Raw genomic sequence first — 11,590 nt, 5'->3', positions numbered from 1 at the left:
GTGATGTCGCAAGCGTAGGCCGGGCCTTTATCGGTATGGTTCATGCCGGGATAAATCACACCGACCGACAGCCCCAGCCAGTTGTACAACTTGCCCATTTGCGCGGCGTCGCGACGTGCCAGGTAGTCATTGACGGTGACCACATGCACGCCCTTGCCTTCCAGCGCATTGAGGTACACCGCGCAGGTGGCGGTCAGCGTCTTGCCTTCGCCGGTGCGCATTTCCGCGATCTTGCCCGAATGCAGCACCATGCCGCCGATCAGCTGCACATCGAAATGGCGCATGCCGAACACGCGCACCGAGGCTTCGCGGCAGACCGCAAATGCTTCGGGCAGCAACTTGTCCAGCGATTCGCCTTTGCCGATACGGGCGCGGAACTCGTCGGTCTTGGCTTTCAGCGCGTCATCCGATAGCGCCTTGGTCTGCGCTTCCAGCGCATTGATCTTCTTGACGATGGCGCCGTACTGCTTGAGCAGGCGCTCGTTGCGGCTGCCGAAAACACTGGTAAGCAAACTGTTGAGCATGAGAATGGCAATCCCTGGCGGGATGCGCGCCAATGGCGCGGCATCGAAAAATAGAGGCAATGTAGCCCCGAACGCAGGCGCACGTGCGGGAATCCGCTAGTTTAGCTGGAGGCGGGCCGCCGCGTATGCAAGCCCGTCGCAATCAGCCGTTCTGCGGCCCATGCCGTGCCAGGGCGTTGTTATGGCCAAGGAACTTGCGGGGATTGACCACCACGCCGTCCTGCCACACCTCGAAATGCACATGCGCGCCCGTGGAGCGCCCGCTGGAGCCGGCCTTGGCAATGTCTTGCCCGGCCCGCACCAGATCGCCGACCTGCCGATCCAGCTGCGAGTTGTGCGCATAGCGGGTGACCAGGCCATTGCCGTGATCCACTTCGATGGTGTTGCCGTAGCCACTGCGCACGCCGGCAAAGCTCACCACGCCGTCGGCTACCGCCAGCACCGGGTCACCGATATTGGCTTGGAAATCAATACCTTTGTGGAACTGGAAACCGCCACCGAAGGGGTCGGCGCGACCACCGAAACCCGAGGTGACGAAACTTCCGGCGATCGGCTCGCGCGAGGGCAGGCTGCTGCGCTCCAACTGTTGGTTGAACAGCAGTGATTCCAGCACCGTCATCTGCGTGCTGGCCTGCCGGTATTCGCCTTCAAGTGCGGCTAGCCGCGCCCGCAGCTCGGTCACCGGCATGTCACGCGAAGCACCACCACCGCCCTGACCCACCGGTTTTGCAAAATCGAATTCGCCATCTTGCAGTTGCCCACTGCGGGTCAGCCGGCTGCCTAGGGCATTTAAGCGGTTGGCTTGTGCCTGCAATTCGGCCAGCCGCGCGGCCAGCGCATTGACTTCACGCTGGGCATCACGGCGCACCTGTTCCAGCTCTGCCTGCCGGCTGGCATCGGAAGTTTGCAGGGCCTCCACTTGCGCCATGCCAATGACGCTGCGCACCGCCGCGCCACACAACATGCCTGCGCCCAGCAACAACGCCAGCGCCGCCCACGGGTGCCGTAGCGCCCACCAGCGGAGTCGTTGGGCCTGCGCGATGAGGCGCTGGCGAGTATCGTGTCGCTTGTTTGTTTGAATCATGACTTATGCCCGTTTCGCGACCCACACATCCAAAGAAGCCGGTTCCGCCAACTGAGCCGCGCGCGGCGCTGGATGCGCTACTCGCCGGCACTGCCGGGGATACCTTGCGCCGAGCGCAATGGCTTGGTGCCGTGGATCAACTGTTGCGTCCCGCTTTGCCCCCGGGAACGGCCGCGCATGTGCGCTTGGCCAATCTTCGCGGCAGCAAATTGGTGTTCATCGCCGATGCTCCGGTGTGGCATGCCAAATTGCGCCTAGCCACGCCCGAGTTGATCGCCGCTGCCCGCTCCATCGGGCTGGAAGTGGATGCGATGGCCGTGAAGCTGGCCACCCGGGCGATCCCGCCGCACCCTGCGACAGTCGCGCCCCGCATTCCGATGTCGGCCGCCAGCCAGAAAGGGTTGGCGGCGGCCTTAGCACTGCTGCGCACCCCTTCAGCGGACACCGCCGAAGAGGATTGCCTGGCCGTTACCACGCGGCATGCACCACCGCGACGGAAACCGTCCGAGTAACCGGCCAGCGCGCATCCTAACGGGATAAGTGTGTGATTTTGTTAAGAAAGCCGAAACAGGCGTGCCGCAGGTTTCCGCCAACTGCCAAGCCCATCGCAAAAACGCGGCAAATTACACTGCGGGCAAGGCGCTGCCGTAGCCAAATGCCGGCAGTTGTTCCGGGTCGCTGAAGCTGATGTCTTCCCACGCGGTTTGGTCGGCCAACAAGGCGCGCACCAAGGTGTTATTCAGCGCATGGCCGGACTTGTAACCGGTGTACGCGCCAATGATGGGACGCCCGGCCAGGTACAAATCACCGATGGCATCCAAAATCTTGTGGCGCACAAATTCATCGGTGTAGCGCAGGCCGTCTTCGTTCAGTACGCGGAACTCATCCAGCACGATGGCATTGTCCATCGAACCACCCAACCCAAGGTTGCGGTCGCGCATGAATTCGAGATCACGCATGAACCCGAACGTACGCGCGCGGCTGACTTGTTTGATGTAAGCGTCGGTTGAGAAATCAAACGCAACCTGCGACAACGTCTCCGGAATTGCCGGATGGTTGAACTTCACTGTGAAGTCGAGGCGGAACCCGTTATGTGGCTCGAAGCGCGCAAGCTTGTCGCCATCACGCACTTCCACCGGCTTTTTGATGCGGATGAAGCGCTTGGCCGCGTTTTGCTCAACGATGCCCGCCGACTCCAGCAAAAACACGAACGGGCCGGCCGAACCATCCATGATCGGGACTTCCGGCGCGGTTAGCTCCACGTAGGCATTGTCGATACCCAAGCCCGCCAGCGCCGACATCAGATGCTCAACCGTCTGCACCTTGGCACCCGCACAACTCAGGCCGGTGCACAGCGTGGTTTCAGTGACCAAGGTGGCCGCAGCCGGCATTTCGACTACCGGCTCAAGGTCGATACGGCGAAACACAATGCCGGTATCCACCGCCGCTGGACGCAGCGTTAGAAAGACTTTTTCACCGCCATGCAGGCCCACGCCGGTGGCGCGGATGACGTTCTTGAGTGTGCGTTGGCGAAGCATCTTTGCAGATTAACACGCAGTAAGCTGAACCCTTGCCGAAACCACAGTGCAGCGGCAGGGAAAGGGCCGGGAAAACCGACCAGTCGGCAGTGCCGACCGGTCGCAAAAACCATCGGGCTGGCCGCCCGCGGTGCAGGACAAAAGCAGCACCACGCCTTTCCGTTGACACGGAAGGGCGCGCAGGCACACGTCAGTCGGCTTGGCGGCGCAGGAACGACGGGATATCCAGATAGTCGTCCTTGGGCAGCTCGGCCGTCACCGGTGCGGCATCGGCATTGCGGCGCAGCGCACTGGAGAAACTGGACGGCATCGGCGGCATGAAGCTATCGGTGATGGCGTCGATCGGCAGCCCGGTGGTGCCATCGCGCTTGACCTGGGTGCGCACCAATTCCACTTGCGGGCGGCGCGGCGCGTCTTGCATCGGCTCGAAGCGCACCCCACGGCTGGCATCGCTCACCGGCACGCGCACACCGGTGGCAGCGCGGCTGAGACCGGTCGCCACCACGGTGACTTTGACCTCGTCCTGCATATTCGGGTCCAGCGAGGTGCCGATGATGACGGTGGCATCTTCCGAGGCAAATTCGCTGACCACGCGCCCGATTTCATCGAACTCGGACATAGTCAAATCCGAACCCGAGGTGATATTGACCAGCACGCCATTGGCACCGTGCAGGTTCACATCGTCCAGCAGCGGGTTGCGGATTGCGGCCTCGGCCGCCGCTTGCGCACGATCATCGCCACGCGCCACGCCGGTACCCATCATCGCCAAACCCATTTCGCTCATCACCGTGCGCACGTCGGCAAAGTCCACGTTGATCAGGCCGGGGCTGACGATCAAATCGGCAATGCCTTGGACCGCGCCTTGCAGCACTTCGTTGGCGGCACGGAAGGCTTGGATCATGGTGGCATTGCGACCCAACACGGTGATCAGTTTTTCATTGGGAATGGTGATCAGCGAGTCGCAATGCTGGCTCAATTCTTCAATACCGCTTTGTGCCACCTGCATGCGGCGGCGACCTTCGAACGGGAACGGCTTGGTGACCACAGCCACGGTGAGGATGCCCATCTCTTTGGCCAACTGTGCCACTACCGGCGCGGCGCCCGTGCCGGTGCCGCCGCCCATGCCGGCGGTGATGAACACCATGTCCGCGCCTTGCAGCGCATCCATGATCGCTTCGCGGTCTTCCAGTGCGGCTTGCCGGCCCACTTCCGGGTTGGCGCCCGCGCCCAAGCCCTTGGTGACATTGCAACCCAAGGTCAGTTGCAGGTTGGTGCTGCAATTTTTGATGGCTTGCGAGTCGGTGTTGGCGGTAATGAATTCCACCCCGCTGATGCTGCTGTTGACCATGTGTGCCACAGCATTGCCACCGCCGCCGCCGACGCCGATGACTTTGATGACCGCATTGGGTGCTACTTGGTTGATCAGTTCAAAATGTGCCATGTCCGTGTCCTTTGTTGTTGTGTTTTTCTGATGTGTGTCTGGGTGTTTCAAAACGCTGATGCGGGTTACTGCAACCACTCACTTCAATCCTGCTAACAACTCAAAACTCACCGCGAAACCACTTCAATGCCCTGCCAAACAAGCCGCCCACCTTGCCGGTTGGCAAGCCTGGACGTTTGGGATGCTCCATCTGCGCGCCCATCAACAACAGGCCCACGCCGGTGGCATGCACGGGGTTGCCCACCACTTCCCCCAAACCGGTGACGTGCTGCGGGATCCCAATACGCACCGGCATTTGCAGCATTTCTTCGGCCAGCTCAACCACGCCTTCCATCTTTGCCGCACCGCCGGTCAGTACCATGCCGGCACGCACGCGCTGCTCAAACCCGCTGCGCCGCAACTCGGCCTGCACCATTTCAAAAATTTCTTCGTAACGTGCTTGCACCGCTTGCGCTAAGGCTTGCCGTGGCATCCGCCGTGGTGGCCGGTCGCCCACGCTTTCCACTTGAATGCTCTCTTCGGCACGTGCCAGCTGCACCAAGGCACAGGCGTATTTGACCTTGATGTCTTCGGCGTGCGGGGTGGGCGTGCGCAGCATGTGTGCGATGTCTTCGGTGACCTTGTCGCCGGCCATGGCCAGATTGGCGGTATGGCAAATTGCGCCCTGCATGAACACCGCGATGTCGGTGGTGCCCGCCCCCATGTCCACCAACACCACGCCCAGTTCTTTTTCGTCACTGGTCAACACCGCGCGGCTGGATGCCAGCGACGACAGCACCAGTTCATCCACCTGCAAGCCGCAACGCTGCACGCACTTGCTGATGTTTTGCGCCGCCGACTGTGCGCAGGTCACCAGATGCGCATGCACTTCCAGGCGCACACCGGTCATGCCCACCGGGTTGCGAATGCCTTCTTGCGAATCGTCCAGCACGTATTCGCGCGGGATCGCGTGCAGGATTTTTTGATCGGCAGGAATGGCCACCGCTTTGGCCGCTTCCAGCACCCGGTCGAGATCCGCATGGGTGACTTCACCTTCGCGGATCGGCACGATGCCGGGTGAGTTTTTGCATTGCACATGGTTGCCAGAAATCGAGGCATACACACTGCTGACTTCGCAGCCGGCCATCAATTCGGCTTCTTCTACTGCGCGCTGGATCGACTGCACGGTGGAGTCGATGTCCACCACCACGCCGCGCCGCAGACCGCGCGACTCATGCGAGCCAATGCCGATCACCTCGATCGGCTCGCCGGGGGCGTATTCGCCCACCAGTGCGGTGACCTTGGAGGTGCCGATGTCGAGCCCGACGATCAGCGATTTGTCGCCCTTGCGATTCATGTATTGGAGCCGTGGTTAGTCGTGGAAGGAGGTAGATTGCGGTGCGTTGGTGCAGTCGCTGCACCGGCCGCAGCGGGATGTGCGGGCGCCGGTTCTGGCTTGGCCCATTGCAAGGCAAAGCCGTTGGTGTATCGCAGGTCGGCTCGCTGCAAACGGCGCATCGGGTTTTGCGCATTCAAATGCGGGAGTAAGGCGGCAAAGCGCTCCAAGCGCAGCTGCGGGTCATTGCGACCCAGCACCAGTTGAGTGCCGTCGCGCAAGGTCACCGACCAGCTGCCACGCGGATCTAGGGCTACACCCAAAGTCCCACCGCTGTTGGCCAATTGCCGTTGTGCTTGTTGGTACAACGCCACCACTTCCGGCACGCGTGCCTCGGGCCCGTCGAGCTGCGGCAAGCCTGCCGGTACTTGCAACCTGCCGGCCGGGAATATTTGCCCTTTTTCGGACAGTAAGCGGGCAGCGCCCCAACGCGCCGCCGGCTTGTATTCTTGGATGTGTACTTCCAGCACATTCGGCCAGTGCTTGCGCACCTCGGCATGTTCCACCCATGGCAGTCCACTCACAGCTCGCTGCACATCGCCCAGATCCACGGCAAAAAAACCACGTTGCGCCATCGGCATCACCGTGGCCTGCAACAGCGCGCGATCCACCCGCTGCGGCTGCCCGCTGACGCGCAGGATGCTTAACGGCCACCGCGTCGCGCCCATCCAACCTTCGACCACGGCCACGACCGGCAGCGCAATCAGCGCTACCGCCAGCAGCCAAGCCAAGGGGCGCAACACGGCTTTCACAAGGTCTGCTCCAGAATTTTCCAGCACAGGTCTTCGAACGAAATCCCCACTTGCCGGGCCGCCTTGGGCACCAACGAATGACTGGTCATGCCCGGCGCGGTATTGACCTCCAGCAATAGCAATTTGCCGCTACTGTGTTCGCGCATCACATCGACCCGGCCCCAACCACTGCATCCTGCTGCGATGAAGGCAGCGTGCGCCAGTTGGCGAATGGCCTGCTCTTCGTCGCCATCCAAACCGGGGCACAGATATTGGGTGTCTTCGGCGATGTATTTGGCGTTGTAGTCGTACCAGCCGCCCTTGGGCACGATGCGGATCGAAGGCAGCGCGGTGTCACCCAAGATGCCCACGGTCAGTTCGTCGCCAATAACCATTTGCTCCATCAACATTTCACCGCCATAGGCGCGTGCCACGTCGATCGCTGCATCGATGTCTGCCGCGCTCTGCACCCGCGCCACACCCACGCTGGAGCCCTCGCTGGAGGGTTTGACGAACACCGGCAACCCCAATGCCAACGCCGCTGCACGCAAGTCTGCACCGGCGTCCAACCGCCGATATTGCGGCGTTGGCAGACCCGCACTGAGCCACACTTGCTTGGTGCGAATCTTGTCCATGGTCAACGCGCTACCGAGTACACCGGAGCCGGTGTAGGGCACTTCAAAGCCCTGCAACAAGCCTTGCAGCACGCCGTCTTCACCGCCGCCTTTGTTGCCGTGCAGGATGTTGAACACGCGATCGAACATGCCGTGCACCAAGGCGTCCAGCAATGCCGGGATGCCGTCTACCGGATGCGCATCCACCCCGCGTGAACGCAGCGCTTCTAGCACATTGCGCCCAGAGTCCAGCGACACCTCGCGCTCACTGCTGCTGCCACCCATCAACACGGCAACGCGACCAAATGCCCGCGCATCGGCGGTCGTGGGTGTTGTGGCTGTACTCATGCGCCTGCTCCTTGCAACCCATCACGGGCAATCTGTTGCGCAGCAGCGCCGATGTCGCCGGCACCCATCAGTAACAGCAAGTCCCCGTCGTGCAGCACGCCAGACAACACGGTGGAAAGTTCATTGGCCGCGTTCACCACCACCGGATCCACCCGGCCACGGGTGCGGATGCTGCGTGCCAATGCTTTGGCGTCGGCCCCGGCAATCGCTGCCTCGCCGGCCGGGTACACCTCAGTCAGCACCAGCGCATCCACCGAGGACAACACCGCTGCAAATTCATCGAACAAATCGCGTGTGCGCGAATAACGATGCGGCTGAAAGGCCACCACCAAGCGTTTGTCCGGCCAACCACCACGCGCGGCCGCAAACACCGCCGCCAACTCTTTGGGGTGATGGCCGTAGTCATCGACCAAAGCCACTTGACCGCCGTCGGCCAGTGTCAGGGTGGCCAACTGATTGAAGCGCCTGCCGATGCCGGCAAATTTTTCGAAGGCGCGCGCAATCGCTGCATGCGGCACCCCCAATTGCCAACCAATCGCCGCCGCCGCCAGTGCGTTTTGCACGTTGTGCCGCCCCGGCAGCGCCAAGGTGCAGGCCGTGCGCGAACCATCCGGCAGGCACAGCGTGAAGTGCATGTTTGCGCCCTGCTGGTGCACATCGGCGGCGCGCACATCGGCCTCGTGCGAGAAGCCATAGGTGATGATGTGGCGCGGGGTGGTGTGCGCCAGCTTGGCCACTTCATCATCGTCGATGCACAGCACCGCCAAACCGTAGAACGGTAGCCGATGCAGGAACTCCGAAAACGCCTGCTTGACCCGCTCGAAATCACCGCCGTAGTTTTCCAGATGATCGGCATCGATATTGGTGATCACCGCCACCGCTGGATTGAGGCGTAAAAAACTGCCATCGCTTTCGTCGGCCTCGGCCACCAACCAGTCACCACTTCCCAGCTTGGCATTGGCACCCGCCGCAAGCAGCTTGCCGCCAATCACGAAAGTCGGATCCAGGCCACTTTCGGCCAAGACGCTGGCGGTGAGTGAGGTCGTGGTGGTCTTGCCGTGGGTGCCGGCCACCGCGACACCGCGCTTGAAGCGCATCAGCTCGGCCAGCATTTCCGCGCGCGGCACCACCGGGATACGCTGCGCGCGTGCTTCCAGCAACTCCGGGTTGTCGGCCTTGATCGCGCTGGATACCACCACGCAATCGGCTTCCAGCACATTCGCCGAGGCATGTCCTTTCTGGATGACCACACCCAGTGATGCCAAGCGTTTGGTGACCGCATTGTCGGCATTGTCCGACCCGCTGACCTGATAGCCCAAGGTGCACATCACCTCGGCGATCCCACTCATGCCGACCCCGCCGATGCCGACAAAATGCACCCGTGGAAAAGCCTTTGCGGGCTCATTGATGCCTTGCAGATGCAGGCGATTGCTGGCCATCACTTGGCCTCCTGTGAAAGTGTTGCGAACACCGCATCTGCCACCCGTTGGGCAGCATCGGGGCGGGCCAGCGCGCGGGCGGCGCGGGCCATCGAAAGACGCTGCGCGGCATCGACCGACAACTCGGCCAACACCGCGTGCAGGTGTGCGGGCAGCTGTGCCGATTGCGGCAGCAAACGCGCGGCACCGCGCTCGACTAGATACTCGGCGTTGCGGGTTTGGTGATCATCCACCGCCTGCGGGAATGGCACCAACACGCTGCCCACACCCACCGCGCACAGCTCGGCCAAGGTCAATGCACCGGCACGGCACACCACCACATCGGCCCATGCATAGGCTTGCGCCATATCCGCGATAAACGGCTCAACCCGCGCCTGCACGCCGGCGGCGGCATAGGCGCTGCGGGCGGCGGCCAGCAAGGTTTCACCGGCTTGATGGACGATCTCGACCGGCACGCCCAGCGCCGCCACGGCTTGCGGCACCGCATCGTTCAATGCGCGCGCGCCTTGACTGCCGCCCAGCACCAACAAGCGCAACGGGCCAGCATGCGCGAAGTCGCGTTGCTCGGGCGCTGGCACTTGCGCAATCTGCGCACGCACCGGGTTGCCGACCAAGGTTTCTTTGGCGAAGGTTTGTGGAAACCCCACCAACACGTGCCGTGCAAATTTCGCCAGCGTTTTGTTGGTCATGCCGGCGGCGCGATTTTGTTCGTGCACCAACAGCGGAATGCCTGCCAGCCGCGCCGCGATGCCGCCAGGGCCGGCGGCAAACCCACCAAAACTGATCACCGCATCGGGCTTGCGCAGCTTCAACACCCGCGCCGCCGCGCGCACCGCCGCCAAGACGCGCAATGGCGCACCCAGTAGCGTTGCAATCCCTTTGCCGCGCACACCTTTAACGGCGATGGTGTCGATGGCAATGTCCTGTGGTGGCACCAAGCGGGTTTCCATGCCGCCATCCGCGCCCAGCCAACGCACCTGCGCGCCGCGCTCGCGCAAGGCTTGCGCCACCGCAAGGCCGGGGAAAATATGCCCGCCGGTACCGCCGGCCATCACCATCACAAGGGGCGCAGACACGCTCAACGCGACCTCCGCAATGCCGCTAGTGCTGCGGACTCCAGCGCCGGCTTGGCAAAACCGGGTTCGACCCGCTGGCGTGCCCGCGCGGATGCATGGTTGCTGTCCTGCATGGGGGCCGGTGGCTGTGCCGCCATCGGCGGAGTTCCTACTGCCGCACCCGCGCCTACGCCACGACGAATGGCCACTTGTCGCGCCGCACGATCATATTCATACGACACCCGCAGCAGCAGGCCCAGTGCGGCACAGGTCATCAATACGCTGGAGCCGCCGTACGACACCAAGGGCAAGGTCAGTCCCTTGGTGGGCAGCACCCCCAGATTGACCCCCATCGACACCAGACTTTGCAGCGACATCCACAACGCAATGCCAAATGCCAAATAGCCGGAGAAGTGCCGCTTCATTTCAATGCACTTCAAACCCAACCAAAATGCGCGCCCGGCCAACAGCACATACAAGCCCACCACCGCGCACACACCAGCCAGCCCTAATTCTTCAGCGGTGACCGAAAAAATGAAGTCGGTGTGCGCTTCCGGCAGGTAAGACAATTTTTGTACCGATGCACCCAAGCCCACGCCCCACCATTCGCCACGGCCAATCGCCATCAGCGCATTGCTGAGCTGATAACCCGCACCCAATTGGTCTTGCCACGGATCCATGAACGAGGTGACGCGGCGCATGCGGTAGGGTTCAAAATAGACCAGCGCAACCAATGCCGGCACCAACACCAAGACCGGCAAAATCAAGCGTTTGATCGGCGCGCCGCCCAGCACCAACATGCAGGCGGTAATGCCCAACAGCAGCACCGACGAGCCGAAGTCCGGCTGCAACAGCAGCATGCAGACCAAGGCCACCGCCACGCCGGCCGGCTTCAGCATGGCGTACCACTTCACCGCCACCTCTTCGTTGTAGCGCTTGAGATAGCTGGCCAGCCACACGATGTAAAACACTTTCACCATTTCCACGGCTTGAAATCCGGCCGGGCCGAGGTAGATCCAGCGCCGCGCGCCGTTGACGGTTTTGCCGACAAACGGCAACCACACCATGGCCAGCACCACAAAGCAGCCCAGCAGCAACCACTGGCTGTATTTCTCGACGGTTTTCAGTTCCAGACGCATGGTCAGCAGCGCCATCACCAAGCCGCCACTCATAAACACCGCATGCCGGGTCAGGAAGTACCACGGCCCCGCATTCTGGCCACCACCGGCAATCGCCGCCGAGCCCACCATCACCACCCCCAAGCAGCCCAGCGCGACCATCGCCGCCATCAGCCATGGGTCGTAGCGCCCGCCAATGTCATCGTGGCGGGTGGCCTGGCGCACACTGTCGGTGGCAATTGTGCTCATCAGCGCACCTTCAACGTGGCAAGACCAACGAGCACCAGCACCACGCTGATAATCCAAAAGCGCACGATCACGCG

Annotated in this window: 10 protein-coding genes and 1 pseudogene; 1 reads left to right on the top strand and 10 read right to left on the bottom strand. The window is 62.3% G+C overall.

The window, feature by feature from the left end:
- Nucleotides 1-524: pseudogene (secA, locus tag PK789_RS10645) on the bottom strand (preprotein translocase subunit SecA); the annotation flags it as partial.
- Between the two features lie 142 nt (nt 525-666).
- The gene (locus tag PK789_RS10640) at nt 667-1,608 is read right to left on the bottom strand and encodes a M23 family metallopeptidase (protein ID WP_503011945.1); all 942 of its coding nucleotides are present in this window, start codon (nt 1,606-1,608) and stop codon (nt 667-669) included.
- A gap of 5 nt (nt 1,609-1,613) precedes the next feature.
- Between PK789_RS10640 and PK789_RS10635 the strand changes: the two genes are divergently transcribed.
- Nucleotides 1,614-2,120, top strand: coding sequence for a DciA family protein (locus tag PK789_RS10635; RefSeq protein ID WP_503011944.1), 507 nt, complete (start codon nt 1,614-1,616; stop codon nt 2,118-2,120).
- A 111-nt stretch (nt 2,121-2,231) separates the two neighbouring features.
- Here the strand turns inward: PK789_RS10635 and lpxC are convergent, their stop codons facing one another.
- From lpxC to ftsW, 8 genes are all read right to left on the bottom strand, one after another.
- Nucleotides 2,232-3,146, bottom strand: a complete 915-nt coding sequence (gene lpxC / locus PK789_RS10630) for a UDP-3-O-acyl-N-acetylglucosamine deacetylase (protein ID WP_324308725.1) — start codon at nt 3,144-3,146, stop codon at nt 2,232-2,234.
- 190 nt (nt 3,147-3,336) lie between these two features.
- A complete protein-coding gene (gene ftsZ / locus PK789_RS10625) occupies nt 3,337-4,587 on the bottom strand; it encodes a cell division protein FtsZ (RefSeq protein ID WP_324308724.1) in 1,251 nt (416 codons plus the stop codon).
- Nucleotides 4,588-4,687: 100 nt separating this feature from the next.
- A complete protein-coding gene (gene ftsA / locus PK789_RS10620) occupies nt 4,688-5,923 on the bottom strand; it encodes a cell division protein FtsA (RefSeq protein WP_324308723.1) in 1,236 nt (411 codons plus the stop codon).
- Nucleotides 5,920-6,714 carry a cell division protein FtsQ/DivIB gene (locus PK789_RS10615; RefSeq protein ID WP_324308722.1) on the bottom strand — a complete coding sequence of 265 codons (795 nt, stop codon included), beginning with the start codon at nt 6,712-6,714 and terminating at the stop codon, nt 5,920-5,922. The genes ftsA and PK789_RS10615 overlap by 4 nt, the downstream gene beginning before the upstream one ends.
- On the bottom strand, nt 6,711-7,655 hold the full coding sequence (locus PK789_RS10610) for a D-alanine--D-alanine ligase (RefSeq protein WP_324308721.1): 945 nt from the start codon (nt 7,653-7,655) through the stop codon (nt 6,711-6,713). Before PK789_RS10610 ends, PK789_RS10615 begins: the two co-directional genes overlap by 4 nt.
- Nucleotides 7,652-9,094, bottom strand: coding sequence for a UDP-N-acetylmuramate--L-alanine ligase (gene murC, locus PK789_RS10605; RefSeq protein ID WP_324308719.1), 1,443 nt, complete (start codon nt 9,092-9,094; stop codon nt 7,652-7,654). Before murC ends, PK789_RS10610 begins: the two co-directional genes overlap by 4 nt.
- Complete coding sequence (gene murG, locus PK789_RS10600) at nt 9,094-10,152, bottom strand: undecaprenyldiphospho-muramoylpentapeptide beta-N-acetylglucosaminyltransferase (protein ID WP_324308726.1); 1,059 nt, start codon at nt 10,150-10,152, stop codon at nt 9,094-9,096. The genes murC and murG overlap by 1 nt, the downstream gene beginning before the upstream one ends.
- Nucleotides 10,153-10,172: 20 nt before the next feature.
- Nucleotides 10,173-11,516 (bottom strand): putative lipid II flippase FtsW, encoded by a 1,344-nt coding sequence (gene ftsW / locus PK789_RS10595; RefSeq protein WP_324308717.1) that lies wholly within the window; start codon nt 11,514-11,516, stop codon nt 10,173-10,175.
- Nucleotides 11,517-11,590 lie beyond the last annotated feature (74 nt).

Origin of the sequence: Thermomonas sp. (genome assembly GCF_035369645.1) — a bacterium.
GTDB lineage: Bacteria > Pseudomonadota > Gammaproteobacteria > Xanthomonadales > Xanthomonadaceae > Thermomonas.
Note: the sequence above shows the minus strand (reverse complement) of the source record. Positions and strands in the feature narration are given on the sequence as shown.

What these genes read in the sequence shown, in the direction of transcription:
- PK789_RS10640 (WP_503011945.1), bottom strand. Translation starts at nt 1,608, where the DNA reads ATGATTCAAACAAACAAGCGACACGATACTCGCCAGCGCCTCATCGCG.
- PK789_RS10635 (WP_503011944.1), top strand. Translation starts at nt 1,614, where the DNA reads ATGCCCGTTTCGCGACCCACACATCCAAAGAAGCCGGTTCCGCCAACT.
- lpxC (WP_324308725.1), bottom strand. Translation starts at nt 3,146, where the DNA reads ATGCTTCGCCAACGCACACTCAAGAACGTCATCCGCGCCACCGGCGTG.
- ftsZ (WP_324308724.1), bottom strand. Translation starts at nt 4,587, where the DNA reads ATGGCACATTTTGAACTGATCAACCAAGTAGCACCCAATGCGGTCATC.
- ftsA (WP_324308723.1), bottom strand. Translation starts at nt 5,923, where the DNA reads ATGAATCGCAAGGGCGACAAATCGCTGATCGTCGGGCTCGACATCGGC.
- PK789_RS10610 (WP_324308721.1), bottom strand. Translation starts at nt 7,655, where the DNA reads ATGAGTACAGCCACAACACCCACGACCGCCGATGCGCGGGCATTTGGT.
- murC (WP_324308719.1), bottom strand. Translation starts at nt 9,094, where the DNA reads ATGGCCAGCAATCGCCTGCATCTGCAAGGCATCAATGAGCCCGCAAAG.
- murG (WP_324308726.1), bottom strand. Translation starts at nt 10,152, where the DNA reads ATGGTGATGGCCGGCGGTACCGGCGGGCATATTTTCCCCGGCCTTGCG.
- ftsW (WP_324308717.1), bottom strand. Translation starts at nt 11,516, where the DNA reads ATGAGCACAATTGCCACCGACAGTGTGCGCCAGGCCACCCGCCACGAT.